Raw genomic sequence first — 19,512 nt, forward strand, 5'->3', positions numbered from 1 at the left:
CATTCGGGAGAAGCGGATGAAGCATAAAATAAATTCAAGACTGGGAGAGGGAAGATAAATGTCAAATTCATTTTTTCGCAAATCGATGATTTTGTGTCTGTCGGTGCTTATGTTAATCTCTCCGCTTGCGGCCAATGCCGATGGAGCGGAGGCGAACAGCCCCGCTGCCACGTTCGGGCAGCCGGTGGACCTGGGGTCTCCGATCCAGCAAATCAGCATTTTTGACAGCGCTTATAACCAAGTTGACGGCAGCGATTACATGTATACGACCGTAAGCGGAACACCCGCGGTATTAAACGTCATCAACCTGAATACCTACAAAATCGTCAATACCGTGCCTCTGGAAGGCAGCGAGCAGGCCTGGGTGCATCAAGCGGATAAAAATGGAAGCGTTTACGTCGGCTCGACATCCAACATATTGTATCGTTATGACGCATCTTCCGGAAAGATCGAACGGTTGGGCGTCCCGATCCCGGGCGAGGGCGGCATCTGGTCGATGACGCTTGATGATGACGGGAACGTTTATGGAGGAACGTTTCCGGGAGGGAAGGTTTTTAGATATGACGCTGCCCGCAAACAATTCACCGATTTCGGCAGCGCGGTGGAGGGGCAGCAGTATGTCCGGTCCATGGCTTATCACGGCGGCTACGTATATGCGGGTACAGGCTCTACCGGACATTTGATCCGAATCGATCCGGCAACCGGCGCCAAAGACGAAATACCGCTAAAGCCGATCCCGGGGGTTGACGCCTATCCGTTCGTGTACAATCTCGATGTGGCGGGAGACTATTTGTTTGCCCATTTGTCAGGCGGTTCCGTAAAGCAGTTAATCGTCTATGATCTGGTCAACAAGCAATGGCTGGACACGGCAATCGAAGGGTACGACGGGGTGAAAGTATCTCCCGAACGGAACGGAAAGGTTTACTTTTTGCAGAACAAGAAACTGGTGTCCTTTGATCTGGCCTCTCATGAAGTTCGGGATACGGGCATAGCGCAGACGATGTCCATGAAGAATTCCGGCTGGATAGGAACGAACGCTCAAGAAAAGCTGGTCAGCATCCAATTCAACGGAATCGTCACGCTAATGCAGCCTGAGAAAGGGGTTCGCGAGGAGCTTCATCCGATCGTGGAAGGGCAAAGCGCGCCGCTTCACGTTCTGGAAAAAGGCCCGGACGGCAGCCTGTACATGAGCGCCTACCCAAGCGCTAACGCCGCCCGTTATAATCCCGCTACCAAGTCCAGGGAGATGTTTACCATGAATCAGGCGGAAAGCATGGGGGCCTACGGCGGCAAGCTGTATATCGGCATATACCCCGGCGCCCAGATCCATGAGCTCTCGCCTGATCTTCCTTTCAAGCTCAATGAAAACCCGCTTTACAAATTCAGCGTCGGCGAAGAGCAGGACCGGCCGTATGTGTTTGCGGCAGGGGATGACAAGGTGTTCTTCGGAACGGTTCCTCTGTACGGAAAGCTTGGCGGATCGCTGGTGACCTACGAACCGGCCTCCGTTACGTCGGTTACATATTCGGTTTACAGAAACGTCGTGCAGGATCAAAGCATCGTCGGTCTTGCCTATAAAGACGGAAAGCTTTACGGCTCCACCAGCATTCACGGAGGTCTGGGAACGCAGCCGACGGCAAGCGAAGCTAAAATGTTTGTCTGGGATACGGAAAGGGGCAGCAAGTTGGCGGAGTTCACCCCGGCCTTGTCCACGGCCATAAAAAATCCGTTGATGATCAGCGGTTTAACCTTCGGTCCTGACGGCTTGCTCTGGGCAGCGGCGGACGGAATTATTTTTGCCGTAGACCCTGATACGCTTGAAGTCGTGAAAGAAGCCGCCATTTACCCCGGGGTTAAGGATTACGGCATGTGGAACCCCATTCACCTGCGTTGGGGACAGGACGGACTGCTATATACGGATTTATACGGAAGGATAACGGTATTGGACGTTGGCACGATGAAGGCTGTTTATACCGGACCTGAAACCGGCTATATGGCCCTTGGCGACGACGGACATATCTACTATGCAGAAGGAACGCGGCTAAAAATGATTCCGGTGAATGACAGCGAACCCGGCAATCCCGGCACGGCGCCTTCTGCAGATGTAAACGGCGATGGAAGCGTGAACCTGCTCGATCTAATGTTGGTCGCTAAACATACGGGTATCCCGGTTTCGGATACAAACGCCCGCTTGGATCTGAATGGGGACGGCGTAATCGATGTGGCCGATGTCGGGATCATAGGCTTATCGATGCTGGAGCATTGAAATAACGAATAAGGAGAGGGTCGAAAATGATGAAATGGATGCGAACCGTTGTACCTGCTGCGATACTGTGCCTCTTCATGGCAGGTTTCGCTCCGGTGACGGCGGTAGCCGTTCCTAATAATGAAAGCGTTATCTCGTTAAAGGCTGAAATGCCGTCGGTTTCCAAGGGGGACGCAGTAAAAATCAAGGTATCCGTTCGCCATGCTGCGGATTTATACGGCATTCAGTTTGGAGTGAAATATGACGCCGCGAAATTAACGCTGAAGGAAGCTGCACCGACGGGAGGATATAACGATTTCGGCGGCATAAAGACAGACGCCCATCAGGGAACGGTGCTATTGCCTCTGCTGCGCGAACAAGCGTCAAACGTGTCGCAAGCGGCTGCTTTGGATGTAGCCGAATTAAGCTTTACCGCTCGCGAGGCCGGAAAGGCGGATGTTGAATTCCTGGAGATCAAGGCGGTTTCAACGGAGTCTTTCATCAATGAAGCAGGCTTGAAAGATTTGAAGGCCATTCCCGTAAAAGACGGAGGGCCGCTGAACATAACCATCAGGGACTCCGCGAATCCGGACGTGCCTTCGAATCCCGGCACTCCTTCTTCTCCAGGCACCCCGGCAGACCCGGGCGGACCTAAGGGCAACGAAGGCGACTTAGCCAAATCACTGAAGGATATTGAACAAATGCTTCACCAAGGCCGGTTAAAAGAAGCGGTATCCGCGGCAAGCGGCTTGTTGTCCAAAGAGGACCCTTCTCTCACGGGCGAGAAGAAGAAGCAGTGGGAAGCCCTATTGAAAAAATTGATCGAAGAGCTGCAAGGGAGCGTAACCCTTGGAACGGATTCAGCGGACGGAGCCGCGACCATTCACGAAAGCTCGCTGCAGTTTGCCGTGAAGTCGGTAACGGATTTGCTGTCGCAGTCCAAAAAACATGGCTTGCAGACGGAAACTGGAGCGCTTATCCGCTTATCGCTTGCTTCCAAAGCCCAACAGGCAGCTGCGCTTCATATGACCGCAGAACAATTGGCGCTAATGGAGAAAAGCGAGATGTCTTTGGTGCTGGAATGGGCACAGGGGACAGTAAAGGTTCATCCGGATTCCCTTCCGAAGAAGAACGCGGTAAGGATCAGTCTTGCTTCCCTGGAGCCATCATCCATAAAGGAACTCGGCGATAAGCTGAAACCGCTCGCTTCCTACAATCTGTTCGTGTCGGAGGTAACAGGGGGCAGGAGCGTTCCTGTTACTCAACTGCCGGGCAACCTGGACCTTGTGCTTCCGTTTAAAGCAAAAGGAGAAGGGCTTCATCGATTGGGCGTGTATCGGTGGGACGAAAGCTCCGGCTCCTGGAAGTACATGCGGGATGCCAAGCAGAAGGATGGAACCTATGAACTGGTTGTCAGTAAGCCGGGGACGTATGCCGTCATGGAATACGCTGCGGATTATCGGGATATCGAAAAATTATACAGTGAGGCAAAACATGCAATTGAAGCCTTGGCGGCCAAGCAGATCATGTTCGGGACGGGTCAGGGAACATTTTCGCCTAACCAGGAAATCACCCGGGCCGAATTTACCTCTTTGCTGGCCAGAGCGATGAATCTTGAGGTTTCGGAAGGGGCGGCAAACGTATTTTCGGATGTTAAACCGGACGCGTGGTATTCCAAGGAAGTGCAAGCAGCCTGGAAAGCGGGAATCGTTCAAGGCGATGGACGGAGCTTCCGGCCCGATGAGAAGCTGACGAGGGAGCAAATGGCCGTGATGCTGATGAACGCAACCGGCAGCGAAGTGAAAGGTGCGGCCCCGGCAGACGGTTCGAAATTCCGGGACGATGATCAGATGAGCGGTTGGGCCAAGGAGGCCATTTATTCCGCGAGGGAAAAAGGGTTAATCAAAGGGAAAGCACAGCAGCTTTATTCTCCAAAAGCTTATACTTCCCGCGCGGAAGCGGCAATCATTCTGCTCCGCTGGCTTGATCAACGATAAGGAGGGAGTCTATTGAAACTTTTGCGGCAGGGTTTGATGATATGTACGGCCTTAATCCTCGTGATGGCGACGGTGCTTACCGCCACCGATGTTTCAACGGCCAGCGCAGCGGACGGATTCCAAACGAAAGAGATTGAAATTCCGAATGCGGGATTCGAGGAAGAGGTCGTCGATTCCGTTATCCCCGGGTGGACGCCCTTATGGGCGCCTTACCCCGATGCTTACTATGAGGTTACGACGGATCGCGCTTATTCGGGAAAGCAAAGCGTGAGATTTAAAGATACGACAACGACCAAAGGAGCCATTCTGCAGAGTCCTCCCCTGCCGGTCAAGCCGGGAACGGAATACACCGCTTCGGCCATGATGTATTTGGAGGACCCGACGGTAGCGGCCACATTGCTCCTCCGTTTTTTCGACGAAAATAACAAGCAGGTAGGGACGGATTCATTATTCCATTATCGTTCGCCCAAGAACGAGTGGTTTAAGGGGGAAGTGAAGGGAGTCGCGCCGGCAAACGCCAAGCATGCTTACGTTTACGCTTCGCTTAGCAACTTTTTTACCGCGGTGGCCTATTACGATGATTTTAAGTTGACCTATGAGCAGAAGGACATGAATCTGTCGCTGCTTGCGCCCGAAACGGCGGTAAAGGGCAAGCCGGTCACGGTAAAAGTTTCGGTTTATGATGCACAGGACCTTTATGCCGCGGATCTGAATCTGTCCTATGATCCGAATGCGCTCAAGGTGAGTTCGGTTGAACTGGATTCCGAGTTTAAAGATGGCCGGGAGGCTTTCCTGACCTGGAAGGATCAAGACGGAAAGCTTCGAATTGTCGCTTCCCAGCTCCAAAATCATTCGATAAGCGGCAACAAGAACATGCTGAATATCACGTTTGATGTGCTGCAGCAATCCGGAAATACGACGCTTGCGATTCAGCGCGGATCGCTTCTTGCCCCGGTCGGCGCGCAGACGGATCAGGATCTCTATTCGCTGCCGGATGACGTTAAAGCCAGATTAACGATCATGGAAAGCGGAGAAGACCTGAATCGTGACGGAACCGTCAATCTGGTGGATCTGCTGCTGATCGGGAAAAGCGTGGATCAAAAGCCGGATGGAGCGATAAAGCACTATGATCTGAACGGCGATGGAAGCATTGACGTCACGGACGTCGGACTGGTTGCCCTCAAGGTGTTGAAGAACTAGGCGCGTCCCGCTAACAACAACCAAGCTGCTACTCAAATTTCGAGGAGGTATACGATGTATAAGAAGCTGAAGAAGTGGATGATGCTGCCGATCGCTGCTTTGATGGTTTTTACCGCAGCGTTATCGGGCGGAATGACAGCCGGCGCGGCGGGAGGCGACCCGGTTTCGTTCAAGGGCAAAACCTTCGGACAGCCGGTGGACCTCGGCGTGCCCATATCGCGGGCTTCCATCAGCGATGCCGTCGTCGGCAAAGAGGATGGAAAAGACGTATTCTACACGACGGTGAACGGGGATACGGCCATTTTCAATGTGGTGGACATTAAAAATCATAAGTTAATTCGCTCCTTTCCGCTGACCGGAACCCAGCAAAGCTGGAGGCAGACGATTGCCCCGGACGGAACCGTATATATCGGCGGGATTACGACATCCGGGCAAACCAAAGGCGACTTATGGGCTTACTCGCCCGCCACGAAAACCATACAAAATCTGGGACAACCGATTCCAGGCGAGAAATCGATCTGGACGTTGATCACGGATGAGCACGGGAATGTGTACGGGGGGACGTTCCAAAGCGGCAAAGTTTTCAAATATGATCCGGCGACCCAAAAGTTCCATGATTATGGAAGCATGATTCAAGGACAAGAATATGTCCGGTCTATTGCTTATCATGAAGGCTTTGTCTATGCCGGGATAGGAACAAAAGGCGATGTTGTTCGCCTGAACGTGGAGACCGGCGAGAAGCAGGTCATTTCGGATGGAGTGGCCGCCTTGCTTGGCGTAGAAGCTGCCGCTGTTCCTTTTGCTTATGACATGACCATCGTGAATGGATTACTCGCCGTCAAGTTTGGCGATCCGTCGATGACGCTGCTGTTCTACGATTTGAAAGCAAAAGAGTGGCTGCCTCACAAAGTCGGGAAGGATGCGGGGGGCATTACGGGCGCAGGCGTCTTTTCATTCAACCAGTTGGTTGCAAAAGACAACAAGTTGTATATACCCGCCAACGGTCATGTGACGAAAGTCAATCTGGATACGTTCGAAACGCGCCTGACCGCCATCAAGTATGGAACGTCGTTCCGGGGCGCGGGATGGGTGGGATTCGACGCAAACGGCAAAGAGCAGTCCTTTGCGACGATGAAGGCCAACGGCGATTACAGCATTTTTAATGTCGTGGACGAGACGAGCGAAAACTACCCGTCCGTTCTCCAGGGGCAGCCGAATCCGATTCATAATATCGAACAGGGGCCTGACGGAAAGTTGTATATGTCCGGTTATCCGGGAGGCATGGGAGCCCAATTCGATCCGGCCACCCTAAAATACACAACCTTTGTCCTGGAACAAGCCGAGGGCATGATTGCCCATGGCAACGATATGTATTTTGGCGTATATCCGGGAGGGCATGTTTATAAAGCGGATACGACGCAGCCTGTGCCCAAAGCCGAAAAGGTATTTACCATTGGGGACCATCAGGACCGGCCTTACATCATGAAGACGATGGAAGACAAAATCATGATCGGGACCATTCCGGACTACGGACAGCTTGGCGGAGCGCTTACGATTTATGATCCTGCCGCAGGACAGCATGAGGTATTCCGGGATATCGTCAAAAACCAGAGCATTGTCGGACTTGCGTACAAGGACGGATATATTTACGGTTCCACGACGGTGCACGGCGGTTTGGGCATTTCGCCGACGGAAAGATCCGCCAAAATGTTCGTTTGGGATGTGGCGAACAAGAAGAAGGTGACCGAATTTACGCTGAATATTCCAGGGTTAAGCAATCCTCCGATGATCAGCGGGCTGACGGTGGGCCCGGACGGAAATATTTGGGGCGGCGTGAACGGGATTTTGTTTAAGCTCGATCCGAAAACCTACGAGTTGATCGATTATAAAAACGTTTATTCGGACATTAGCAATTACGGCATGTGGCGTCCTTATCATTCCTACTGGAGCAAAGACGGGCTGCTGTACATGGACCTTGCCGACCGGATTACGATCATCGATCCCAGAACGATGGATCATGTTCGTTTGGTTCCCGACAGCATGGAAGTGAAATTCATGAGCACCGCGATAGACGCGAGCGGCAACGAAAATATTTATTACGCGGATGCGTCAAGCATGGGAAATCTGATGATGATTCCGGTTTCCGATACCGAGTATGAACAGGCAGGTCAGTTGAAGCTGACTGCGCCCGCCTCTGTCAAGCCCGGACAGACGATTCCCTTGACCCTGCAAATTTCGCAGGCTTCCGACTTATACGGATTCAAGGCGAAGGTTCAATATGACGCGAAGAAGTGGGAAGCGGTTGATGTCATTGCATCGCCTGCCTGGAAAGAGCAGGGGTACCTGACATGGGCTAATGAAGGCGGCATCCTTACGCTGGTAGGAACCCAACTGAAGGAACGCAGCATTCAAGGGGATGCCGATCTCGCGGAAGTGACGCTGAAGGCCATCGGTACCGAAGGCCAGACGGCCGTGACGCTGGTAAAGGGCGCGGAAACGATACGGAAAGATGGCGATCAAACGGGACATATCGATGTGTTGGGACAAGACAAACCCGTACAAATTTCGATCGGATTGCCGAAAATCCCGGAAGATTTCAACGGCGACAACAAGGTGGACGTGCTCGATTTGATGCTGATCTCCAAGGAGGTGGGACTTCCTCTTGCCGATCAAAACCGTCATATGGATTTGAACGGGGACGGCAAGAACGATATCGCCGACATGGCGCTGGTCGGGCTTAAGATGATGAATCCGTGACCGAAAAGTCCCGAATAACATGCAGCATAGCTAAATTCGTATCTTGAAACAGTTTAATGAATGTCCAAGCGGCATCCGCTGATATCATAAAACTGCAAAGCAAGGAGACTGTGGCCGCGGCGCAGTCTCTTTTCATCCGTGGATCTATATCTTGATGAAAGCCCGATGCAGGATTTTGGATTGCAAGGTTTCTTAGGTATAATTTGCCGCTACTCGTCTTAGCGAATCCTTGGATAGCAGACATCGAGTAGGTTTTTCAGACTATTGGCGGTAGGTCTTAAGAAACGATTATCATGGATGCCCATGCCAACGTTTGATTATATAACCGATATCGCTATATACTGTTTTGGTAATCAGGCTATGGAATCCTCTCCTTCCCATTTGGTTTCCATTCGAACCATAGGGGCTCCAATCCCCTGATTTTTTTGTTTCCCTGGAAGGTTTATCCGCGCGTTTCCGACGATGCATTAAACAAGGGAACACCGTGCTTTCATGACGGGCGGATCGCTATTTATTCTTGGTAAACCGGTTATCGGATTTGAAAAAAGGGACATACAGGATGAAACAACGGTTGGGCTTCAAGCCGCAGACTGCAGAAATAGGAGAGAGATGGATGATGCATGTTTTATCGGTAAAGGAACTCGTGGATTCGAAAAATCATGCTTGGATGGAAGTCAAGGATATACTGAACAAAGGCAAGAATTCGTATGCCATCGTGGCTGCGGAGCCGGAAGCGGCTGCCGATACGCTGTACCGTCTGCAAGTGAGCACGAAATCGTATTTGGGGACGGTGGCCTACGAAACGGAGGGAATCCTGTTCGATCATGGCTGGATTACCCTGCTTGGAGCGGGTGGAACCAGCATTCACGGCAGCTTGGCTTCCTGGAACGGACTTCGGGAGAACACGGCTGTTCCGGCGCTTCAAGGGATGCTGGTTGTGGCCTATGATGCCGCAGGCGGTTTTTTTGCGCTGAATACGGGAAGGTTTGGACGCGATGGGCATGTTTACTACTTTGCGCCGGATACGCTCGAGTGGGAGTCTACGGAGCTGGCTTATTCCGGTTTTTTGGGATGGCTGGCCGAAGGGGACTTGGAACTGTTCTACCAAACCTTTCGCTGGGAAGGCTGGCAGGAAGAGATACGGAAGCTTCAGCCCGGACAGGTGTTTGCTTACTATCCGCCGCTATGGTCGCAGGAAGGCGGCGGGGAAACCAGCCGCAAAGCGCCTGTAGCCGTCGAGGAAGCTTGGCGATCGGTCGCGGAGAGATGGTCATGAAATCAGGCAAACCGGAAGGGACAGCCCTTAGGGTAGTCTGCATTGCCGAGGAACCGATAGAGCAGGTGCCTTATATTGCGGCTGCACCCGGCAGTAAGGGAATCTTTTATGAATGGCTGCCTATTTACTGGGGAGAAATGCTTGGATTGCCGGACGGGGTGGAGGCCCTGATCGTAACCTCAGACCTTCAAGGGATTGCCGGGCATGAGTTTTATGGCGGCCGTGACAACAAACTTGTTGGCGAAGAACTGCCGGAAACGCTGGATCTGCTGTTGCGGTGCAGCCTGCCGGATGTTAATCCGGCCAGGGTGATCGTACTCCTTTGCGGAGACCTGTATGCCGATCCGTTCAAGAGGGGGTCAAGCGGCGATCCGCTGCCGGTGTGGAAAGCGTTCCATCGGCATTTCGGAACCGTTGTCGGCGTGGCGGGGAATCACGATTTGTTTACCGGGGAAGGGATAGCCGAACTCGAGGCCGCTCAAGGCATTGATTTTTACTCCGAGCCCAAAATCGCCGTGCATGGCGGCATGATCGTTGCGGGACTTGGGGGTGTGACGGGAAGAGCGGGAAAGCCAAACCGGATGGCGGAAGCGGATTATTTGGGTTTCCTGCAAAAACTGCTGCGAAAAGGTCCTCATGTGCTGATGCTGCATCAGGGACCGGACGTTCCGGCAGCAGGGCTTCCCGGCCATGCAGGCACCCGTGAAGCGCTAGAAGCGGCGCCTCCGCTTCTGGTCTGCTGCGGTCATGTTCACTGGGAACAGTCCCTGGCTGAACTTGAGAACGGTACGCAGGTGTTAAATGCCGACGGCCGGGTACTGGTGTTCACGGCAGCAAGTCTGGATTAACACTGGAAATTGAAAATTATGGAATGACTGCGCGTTTCTTTTGCGGCTGCCAGCTTTGCTGGATTTTGCGGCCCGATTAACTACTTAACAAATAACCCTATCCCTTTAAGGAAGTGAATTAGGATGTATAAGCTGAAGAACATAGGCAATTTTGAGACGCTGCCGGAAATCGCCCTCCATATTTATGAAGGAAACATAAACGCGATTCAAGCGGCGCTAGCGAGCGGATGGAACATTCACGATAAGATCAAGCTTGGAAAATACACCGAGCTGTCTCTGCTTGATATCGCGTTGGTCCTGGATAAAACGCAAATCGTCAAGCTGCTTGTGCAGCATGGCGCCGAACTGAACGAGCCGGACAACCCGGCATTCCTGCTCGCCGTGCGGTACTGCAGCGAAAAAACGGTTCGGTACGTAAAGGAGCAGGGAGCGCGGATGGACCTGCTTAACAACGTCAAGTCCAGCGCTTACCAGGAAGCTTACTACGGCAACGGAAGCAACATTCCGCTTATCCATGAGCTGGGGCTGGATATCCGGAAATACGGCGGCGATACGCTTCGCACCGCCGTTTCCGATCGTAACCTGAAAATCGTTGAGTATATGCTGGAACACGGAGTAGATATCAACTATAACGAACCCGACATGGTATACCCGTACAAGGCAACGCCGCTGACGGTAGCTGCCCGAAACAACGACATGAAGATGGTCCGATATTTGATCGAACGGGGAGCCGACGTAACGATTGCCGAAAAAGACGGCGAGCGTCCCTATACCATCGCCGTGGCCGGCAAAAATAAAGAACTGGCCGAATATCTCAAATCCCTGGAACCACCGGAATTTCACGATCGGAGCAATAAACTGTACCAGCTTAAAAGCTATAATCTGCCCGCAGAACTGACCGCATTCTTAAGCGGGGATGATCTGCGTGTGAATCTTCCCGGAAACGATGTTGACGTGAAGTTTATCGATTTCTTCAGCCTGACCGATACCGTAGAAATGAAGGTCAGCCGCAAAAAAATGCTGCGTTTGTCCGCGGAGGTGGATAATTACAGCCATATCCTGATCGTATGGCATCCGGGCTCCAAGAAGATTGGTTATTACGACCTAGAACATCAGGAATATGCTCCCTTGGCGAAATACTCGGAATTCATGGCTGATCCGGTCTTATATGTGAATCGAATTTTTGAGGGATAGTAGAGGTTTTTTTAAAGCTATGGTCTGGCGGCGAGGCTTAACGAGGTACCGAAGCCGTTTCAGCGGCTCGGACCGTACACTTTCAACACGTTTCCCGTTATCGCGTCGATCTTTACGCTGACGTCGTAAAAGTCCTTGTTGGAGAAAATTCATGTGATATTTGGAAATGAATTCTGACGGTCATGAGAAAAGGAAAGTAAGGCAAAGCGTCGAATTTAGACAATTATGAAAAATATACATATCAAATCGATATTCAAGCATATCGCAATCATCCTGTTGTTTCTCTCCGTACTTATCGGGCTGCGATGGATTTGGTACGGGCTTTATCCCACGCCCGAGCATCCGGGTGCGGTTCAAGGCTTGATCGACCTGCGCGGCTGGGACTTCGAGAACTCCCGGACGATTACGCTGGATGGCGAGTGGGAGTTTTACCCCGGCAAATTCCTTACCCATAAGGATATGTTGCGGAATGAAGCTGAAAAGCCGCAGTATATCGAAGTACCGGGTAACTGGGGAAGTCCGTCGACCGGGCAAAACGGATCATCGTTCGGTTACGGGACCTACAGGCTTCGGATTCTTGTCGACCGGCCGCTAAACCAGCCGTACACATTCTGGATTCAGAAAATACAAGCCGCCTCGATCGTTGAGATTAACGGTCAGACAGAACCGCCTTTCGGCATTCCGTCTGAACAGGCGGAAAACTATAAACCCAAGGTGGTCACTTATACCGCCTCTTACACGGCAGACAATATAAAGGAAATCGAGCTGATTATCCGTATATCCAACTATGACCACCCTGCGGACGGCGGGATCGTCAAGTCTGTCCGCTTCGGCTCCCAGGCTGCGGTAGACACGGAGCGGTGGTATTCCATCGGCTTTCAACTCGTTACGTTCATTGTTTTAATTCTGCATGCGTTGTACGCTTTCATCTTGTATATGTTCAATACGAAGAACAAATCTTTTTTCGTGTTTTTCCTGCTTCTGCTGACCGCTGGGATTACGGTCGTATCCGATAATGACAGCCTGCTTTTGCTGTGGGTGCCTTTGAATTATACCTGGGCCATTAAAATCAGGATACTTTCTTACCTGTGGCTTTCGTTCTTTATCCTGGTACTGGCAAGAAATTTCTCCGGTTATAAGAAAGGGGCCAAGCTGTTTCTGGTATATGCAGCCATGCTTGTTGGTTATTCGGCTTTTCTGCTCGCTGCTCCCTCGACGCTCGTTTATTATACGATGGAAGCCCATGTGTTCGGCATTCTGTATTTTTTCCCTTTGGTTTGGTTTCTCTATCTGACGGGCCGAATGGTTTTCCATAATCGAAATGATGCCGTGTTTCTGCTTTTCGCGGCGACAAGCATCATATCCGGTGCGATCTGGGGCGGGATTAAGTATCATGGCGATACCGGAAGCGGATATTATCCGATCGATATCATCGCCCCCATCGTCGGCTTTTCGGCTTACTGGTTTAAACGGTACTTCCGCAATTCGGAAGAAAACCTGGCGCTTAACGAGCAGCTGAGAAAGTCCGACAGCATGAAGGACCAGTTCCTTGCCAACACCTCGCATGAGCTGAGAACGCCGCTTCACGGCATCATGAATATCGCCCGCACCGTTGCGGCCAGGGAGAAAGAGAGGATGGATAACAAAAGCTTTAAAGACATGGAGCTGCTTATCACGATCAGCCGCCGGATGTCGCACTTGCTTGACGATCTGCTCGATGTCGTACGGCTCCAGGAAAAGAGCATTGTGCTGCGAAGAGAGCCGCTGCATATTCAATCCATTGCCATGGGCGTCATCGACATGTTCAACTTCATGATTGAAGGCAAACCCGTACGTCTCATCACGGACATTCCGGAATCAACTCCGCCGGTATGGGCCGATGAGAAAAGGCTGGTACAAATTTTATATAATTTGCTGCATAACGCCCTTAAGTACACGGACCAGGGATCGGTTACGCTTTCCGTCACTGTTCAAAACGGTCAAGCCCATATCCATGTATCCGATACCGGGTCGGGCATGGATGCGGAAACAAGAAAGCGCATATTTTCGCCGTACGAGCAGGGACCCGGGGGAATAAGAGACGGCAGAGGGATCGGGCTTGGTTTAAGCATATGCAAACAGTTGGTGGAACTGCATGGCGGAGAATTGACCGTCCATTCCGAGCCCGGTCGGGGCTCCGTCTTCAGCTTTGCCCTTCCGTTGGCTGATGTTTCCAACCTCCCGGATGCACAAAGCCGACTGTACCGGCAAACCAACGAAGACGTCGAATGGAGCGGAAAGGAAGAAAACGCCGCCGGACTGGAGTTCCGCGAAACCCTGAGCGGAACTTGGTCCGAGCTGCAGCTTGTGCCATCCTTTTTCGAGGACAGAAAAACAAACATTCTCGCCGTCGATGACGACCCCGTTAACCTTAGCGTGCTAAAAGGCATTCTATCGGCGGAGCATTATAACGTCAGAACGGCTTCATCCGCCCTTGAAGCGCTGGACCTGCTCGGTACGGATTCATGGGACCTGCTGATCGCGGATGTCATGATGCCGCATATGTCCGGTTACGAACTGACCCGGAGAGTGCGGGAAAATTTCTCGATGTTCGAGCTGCCGATCCTGCTGCTGACCGCACGCAGCCAGCTTGAGGATATTTACAGCGGTTTCCTGTCCGGTGCCAATGACTATGTCACCAAGCCGGTGGACGCGTTGGAGCTGCAGTACCGGATCTGGTCGTTAACCGCGCTGAAGCAATCCGTAAATGAACGGTTACGCATGGAGGCCGCCTATTTGCAGGCCCAAATCCATCCTCATTTCCTGTTCAACACGTTAAACTCGATTTGGGCGCTCAGCGACATTGATGCGGAGAAAATGCGCGGATTGGTTGAAGCCTTTACCTCATATTTAAGAATCAGCTTTGATTTCCTGAATGCGGGAAAGCTGGTCATGCTCTCTCATGAGTTGGAACTTGTCGAAGCTTATCTGTATATCGAAAAGGAACGGTTCGAGGAGCGATTGACCATTGTATGGGAGGTCGACCGGAGTCTTGAACTCCGGATCCCGCCGCTAACGATTCAGCCGCTGGTCGAGAATGCCGTAAAGCACGGCGTGCTTAAGCAGGCCAAAGGCGGCATCGTTTATATACGGATCAGCCGCAAGAACGGGGCCACTCTATTTGAAATCAGGGATACCGGCAGGGGAATCGAGCAGGAGACGGTCCGGCAGCTGCTGAAGCAGCCGCTAAAGAGCAAGGGAGGAATCGGATTGTTTAATACCAACCGAAGGCTGACACAGCTGTACGGAAAAGGCCTGACCATCCGAAGCGAGCCCGGCGAAGGGACTACGGTGTCCTTTGTCATTCCGGACCGGGATCCCGAAGGGAACGAACCAGCGTGACGGGTGCTCGATGCAGTGATGAAAAAGACATATGGCGCCATTAACGAACGGCAAAGACCGCCGGCTTGCTGCATCTTCGGCAGGCGGCAACCGGAAAGGGTGAAGAATATGAACGAGAAATCCTGCGCCGGGTCCGGCGCGGAACAAGTGAAGGAGACGCGAGGGTTTCCCCAAGGGCGGACGATCATGCTTCAGGGAACCGCCTCGGATGTCGGCAAGAGCGTCGTAACGACGGCGCTGTGCCGGATTTTTAAGCAAGACGGATATCGGGTAGCCCCTTTCAAGTCGCAAAATATGGCGCTTAATTCGTATGTGACGCCGGACGGCAAGGAGATTGGGCGCGCACAGGGCGTTCAGGCCGAAGCTTGCGGCATTCCGGCGACGACGGATATGAATCCGGTGCTGCTTAAGCCGATGCAGGACATGAACGCCCAGGTCGTTGTGCATGGCAAGCCTTATAAGAACCTGAGCGCCCGCGATTACCGTTCCGGCTTCCTGCCTGAAGCGAAGCGCATCGTGGTTGAAGCGGTGAACCGCCTGCGCAACGCCTACAACATCGTCGTCATGGAGGGAGCGGGCAGTCCTGCCGAAATCAATCTCAAGCAGAACGATATCGTTAACATGAACATGGCGGCCTGGGCGGAGGCTCCCGTCCTGTTGGTGGCCGACATCGACCGCGGCGGGGTGTTCGCTTCGATCGTCGGTACCCTGGAACTGCTGGAGCCGCATGAACGGGAACGGGTTCAGGGATTCATCATCAACAAGTTCCGCGGAGACGTCGCGCTGCTGCAGCCCGGATTGGATTGGCTTGAAGAGCGTACGGGCATTCCGGTGCTCGGCGTGCTGCCGTATGCCGATGACCTGGATATCGAAGCGGAGGATTCGGTTACGCTGGAGCAGTGGAAGGGAAAGGTGCTACCGGAGAACGACCTAGATATTGCGGTCGTAGCTTTGCCCCGAATCTCGAACTTTACCGACATAGATCCGCTGATTGCCGAGAGTGATGTCCGCATTCGCTATGTACGGCGGCCGCAAGAGCTTGGAACGCCGGATGCGGTCATTATTCCGGGGACCAAGAGCACGATGGCCGATTTGATCTGGTTGAAGGAAACGGGGCTATCCGACGCTTTGGTGTCATATGCGAAGGAGGGGACCGTGGCAGGCATTTGCGGAGGCTATCAAATGTTGGGCGAACGTCTGCGCGATCCCTACGGAGCGGAAGCCGAGGAAGGAGCGGTTATCGACGGTCTCGGCCTGCTTCCGATGGAGACGGTGTTCGCGGCTGACAAGCGGACGGAACGGGCACGGGGGACCGTGATCGCATCCGGGCTGCGCGGCACGGAGTTATATGATTGTTCCGTGGAAGGGTATGAGATTCATATGGGCCGTTCGCTGCCGACCGCGGCGGATATCGCGGCCGAACCGCTGATGAAGCTGCAAGCGTCGGACGAGAATGAAACGGATTCTGCCGGATTTGACGGCCTGCTGCATCCGAACGGGCGCATCATGGGGACTTATTTGCACGGCCTGTTTCATAACGATGCTTTCCGCAGAGGCTGGTTGAACGGGCTTCGCGTAGCCAAGGGGCTTGCACCTCTGCCTTGCGAACTGAATTTTGCCGCCCGGCGGGAGGCTGCCTTTGACCGACTGGCGGATCAGGCCCGCCGTCATTTGAATATGGATAAAATTTATCGAATATTAGGTGCCGGGGAGCCGTAGGCTTAAAATAGGGCTGCCAGCCAGCACCTGTAAAAAGAAGACGGATTCTATGATCTGATAAATAGAACCTCATGGAATTTAGATCTATCCAGGAAAATAATCTGCTGAAGCACCCAGAAACGGGAAACTTGGCGGCTAAAAGAAACGACAGAGAGCCCGCGCCGGACGCGGGCTCTTTACTGTATTCCCCTGACTGTGACACCCGTTTTTCGAATTGGCTGACGGGAAGGCTTCGGCTGTTTATTTTGGGATGGAGTACAGGATGCATTGAATTTTTCAGGCTGTTGGTTACATAATAAGTGACGGAAAGGAGGAGCTGAATATCCGCTACCTTTACGAATTTATTCAACATCAGGATGATCTGCCGTTCAAGCTGTTTGTTAACAGCGTGAAGCATATCCAATTCCATTGGCATAAAGAGATTGAGATCATATACGTCCTTCAAGGCTCGGTGATTATGTATCTTGACCAGCATCAATATACGCTTCATCAGGACGATATCATCGTGGTGAATAGTATGTCGGTACATAAGATCGAACGGACAAGCCAGGATAATGTGCTGTTGACCCTGCAGTTCGGTCCGGAATGGCTGGATGCCAACGCTTTTATCCACTGCAATTCAAGTACGCAAACCGATGAAAACCGCGGCAGCTATGATGCTATTCGACGCGATCTTGCGAAGATGGTATGGGAAATCAATAAAAAAGCGGTCGGCTATCGAAGCTACGCGATGGGATGCCTGCAAACGCTGTGCGGATATTTGCTTCGCCGCTTTTCTTTGGGGACGAACAAAGCGGCGGAAGAGGATAACAAGACCTATGATTACAAACGGCTGAACCGTGTCCTCCAATACGTCGATGAGCATTACAACCAGAAGATCACATTGCAAACCATGGCGGATCAGGAACATTTGAGTTTGCATTATTTTTCTCATTTTTTCACGGATAAGATCGGTATTCCCTTTCAAAAATATTTAACGCTGGTTCGATTGGAGAAAGCCCAGGTGCAGCTTGCCAATAGCACGAAAAACATTACGGAGATTGCCCTCGATTGCGGCTTTGCCAATGTAAAGCTGTTCAATAAGTATTTCAAAGAAAAATATGATTGCACGCCGAGCGCATACCGGGAAGCCGCGGAAGCTTCGGACCCATCGAATCCTGACCGCAAGCCGCTTACTTACGAAGAATCCTCCAGCGGCGATTATTACGAGACCGATACGATTCAAGCGATGACGTCGTTATACCGCTATCTTCGCATCAAGACGGATCGCGATAACGAAGCGTCTGATCGTTCTGTAACAGCGGCTTCAGCCAGAGTGGAAGTAACCCTGCAAGCGGATGCGGAAGGCATGCCTTACGAGAAGCACTGGAACCGGATCGCAACAGCCGGCAGAGCGGCTGAAGGGCTGAGGGAGGATTGGCGTAAACAGCTTTCAGACATGCAAGGCCGCTTCCCTTTTGGATATATTCGATTCCATGGCATTTTTAATGATGAAATGATGGTATATCACGAAACGGCCGACGGTACGCCCGTCTACAATTGGTCATACGTTGATAAGCTGTATGATTATTTGCTTCAGCAAGGCATCAGGCCTTTCGTAGAGCTTGGATTCATGCCAAGCCTCCTCCGGCGGACAAATGAGACCGTATTCTGGTGGAAAGGAGGCATCTCGCCGCCCAAGGAGCAGGCGAAGTGGGATGAGCTTGTCCGTGAATTCGTGCGCCACTGCTTGAATCGCTACGGAAGGGAAGAAGTGAAGCACTGGTACTTTGAGGTGTGGAACGAGCCGGATCTGTCCGGCGTATGCTGGGCGGGCAGCAAGGAGGAATACTTCGCATTTTATGAATCGACGGCGCATGCGATAAAGTCCATCTCACCGGAGTTGAGGGTTGGAGGACCGGCCCTTGGCTACGGTTCGCTATGGAACGATACATGGACGGAGGAATTTTTGGCGTATTGCGGCAAGCATCAGGTACCGCTCGATTTTTTCTCGTTCCATGTGTATTCCGAGTATCCTTTTCTCAAAGAAGAGGGGGACCGGTTGACGACCCTTATGCCGCCATCCTTTTATATAGAGAGCATCGAACGATTGAAAGAGAAAATGAAGGCTGCGTCGTACGATGATGTCGAGCTGCATATGACGGAATGGAATTTCTCGCTTTACGATCGCAATTTGGTGCATGATACGATGTTTATGGCCCCATTTGTGATCTATCATGCGGTAAATTCAATTGGTTTTTTGAATTCCATAGCCTTTTGGTCCTTTACGGACGTATTCGAGGAGAGCCTGGTCCCGCCTCCGCCTTTTTACGGCGGCTTTGGATTGGTCAATAGAGACGGGCTTAAGAAGCCAAGCTATTACGCTTTTCAGCTGCTTTACAAACTCGGGGATGAGGTCGTAACCAAAGGGGACGGCTATATAGGGACAAGACGAAGCGACGGCAGTCTTCAATTCCTGCTGTATCATTACGTTCACGTCGATCATTTGTTTGCGAGCGGGGATTGGTCCGAGTTGTCGGATATGAACCGATATGCCGTGTTTGAGGAAAAAGGGAGCGTGGTGTATCATTTGTCCATTAAAGGGCTTGCGGGCAGTTATAAATGCACAAGCTACCTGCTTGACCGTGATCATGGCTCGGTATTCGATGAATGGGTCCGGCTGGGAGCGCCTGAGAGTCTGACCGAGGAGGAACTGGATTACCTTCGCAGCAGGAGCGGACCGGCGATGAGAACAGAGATCATCCGGGATCAGTCAAGCTGGCATCAAGAGATCGTCATACCGCCGCATAGCGTAGTCATGCTTACTTTCGACAAACAATACTAGCAGGTTCTATGTTCATGAATGGAACACCCCTCCCTGAGCGAGAGGGTGTTTTTTGTTGTGTAATCCTGCGC

10 protein-coding genes are annotated in these 19,512 nt (G+C 52.1%); all 10 read left to right on the top strand.

The window, feature by feature from the left end:
• The first annotated feature begins 58 nt into the window (after positions 1-58).
• The 10 genes from XI25_RS11875 (at position 59) to XI25_RS11920 (ending at position 19,441) form a co-directional block, all read left to right on the top strand.
• The gene (locus XI25_RS11875; RefSeq protein ID WP_052759565.1) at positions 59-2,266 is read left to right on the top strand and encodes a dockerin type I domain-containing protein; all 2,208 of its coding nucleotides are present in this window, start codon (positions 59-61) and stop codon (positions 2,264-2,266) included.
• Positions 2,267-2,292: 26 nt separating this feature from the next.
• Positions 2,293-4,242 carry an S-layer homology domain-containing protein gene (locus XI25_RS11880; protein WP_046678760.1) on the top strand — a complete coding sequence of 650 codons (1,950 nt, stop codon included), beginning with the start codon at positions 2,293-2,295 and terminating at the stop codon, positions 4,240-4,242.
• 12 nt (positions 4,243-4,254) lie between these two features.
• Entirely contained in the window at positions 4,255-5,442 is a 1,188-nt protein-coding gene (locus tag XI25_RS11885; RefSeq protein ID WP_046678761.1) for a cohesin domain-containing protein, read from the top strand.
• A 54-nt stretch (positions 5,443-5,496) separates the two neighbouring features.
• A complete protein-coding gene (locus tag XI25_RS11890) occupies positions 5,497-8,199 on the top strand; it encodes a cohesin domain-containing protein (protein WP_052759566.1) in 2,703 nt (900 codons plus the stop codon).
• A 616-nt stretch (positions 8,200-8,815) separates the two neighbouring features.
• Positions 8,816-9,475: a DUF2625 domain-containing protein gene (locus XI25_RS11895; protein WP_046678915.1), complete on the top strand. Its 660-nt coding sequence runs from the start codon at positions 8,816-8,818 to the stop codon at positions 9,473-9,475.
• Positions 9,472-10,323, top strand: coding sequence for a metallophosphoesterase family protein (locus XI25_RS11900; protein ID WP_052759567.1), 852 nt, complete (start codon positions 9,472-9,474; stop codon positions 10,321-10,323). The genes XI25_RS11895 and XI25_RS11900 overlap by 4 nt, the downstream gene beginning before the upstream one ends.
• Before the next feature lie 123 nt (positions 10,324-10,446).
• Positions 10,447-11,517 carry an ankyrin repeat domain-containing protein gene (locus XI25_RS11905; RefSeq protein WP_046678763.1) on the top strand — a complete coding sequence of 357 codons (1,071 nt, stop codon included), beginning with the start codon at positions 10,447-10,449 and terminating at the stop codon, positions 11,515-11,517.
• Positions 11,518-11,742: 225 nt separating this feature from the next.
• Positions 11,743-14,898 carry a hybrid sensor histidine kinase/response regulator gene (locus tag XI25_RS11910; RefSeq protein WP_046678764.1) on the top strand — a complete coding sequence of 1,052 codons (3,156 nt, stop codon included), beginning with the start codon at positions 11,743-11,745 and terminating at the stop codon, positions 14,896-14,898.
• A gap of 108 nt (positions 14,899-15,006) precedes the next feature.
• A complete protein-coding gene (locus XI25_RS11915; protein WP_046678916.1) occupies positions 15,007-16,617 on the top strand; it encodes a cobyric acid synthase in 1,611 nt (536 codons plus the stop codon).
• 388 nt (positions 16,618-17,005) lie between these two features.
• Positions 17,006-19,441, top strand: coding sequence for a GH39 family glycosyl hydrolase (locus XI25_RS11920; protein WP_327204770.1), 2,436 nt, complete (start codon positions 17,006-17,008; stop codon positions 19,439-19,441).
• The last annotated feature ends 71 nt before the right edge of the window (positions 19,442-19,512 follow it).

This window comes from Paenibacillus sp. DMB20, from assembly GCF_000987955.1.
Taxonomy (GTDB): domain Bacteria; phylum Bacillota; class Bacilli; order Paenibacillales; family Paenibacillaceae; genus Paenibacillus_AQ.

Bases quoted from the DNA above. Each gene is read 5' to 3' on its own strand.
- XI25_RS11875 (WP_052759565.1), top strand. From the start codon at position 59: ATGTCAAATTCATTTTTTCGCAAATCGATGATTTTGTGTCTGTCGGTG.
- XI25_RS11880 (WP_046678760.1), top strand. From the start codon at position 2,293: ATGATGAAATGGATGCGAACCGTTGTACCTGCTGCGATACTGTGCCTC.
- XI25_RS11890 (WP_052759566.1), top strand. From the start codon at position 5,497: ATGTATAAGAAGCTGAAGAAGTGGATGATGCTGCCGATCGCTGCTTTG.
- XI25_RS11895 (WP_046678915.1), top strand. From the start codon at position 8,816: ATGCATGTTTTATCGGTAAAGGAACTCGTGGATTCGAAAAATCATGCT.
- XI25_RS11900 (WP_052759567.1), top strand. From the start codon at position 9,472: ATGAAATCAGGCAAACCGGAAGGGACAGCCCTTAGGGTAGTCTGCATT.
- XI25_RS11905 (WP_046678763.1), top strand. From the start codon at position 10,447: ATGTATAAGCTGAAGAACATAGGCAATTTTGAGACGCTGCCGGAAATC.
- XI25_RS11910 (WP_046678764.1), top strand. From the start codon at position 11,743: ATGAAAAATATACATATCAAATCGATATTCAAGCATATCGCAATCATC.
- XI25_RS11915 (WP_046678916.1), top strand. From the start codon at position 15,007: ATGAACGAGAAATCCTGCGCCGGGTCCGGCGCGGAACAAGTGAAGGAG.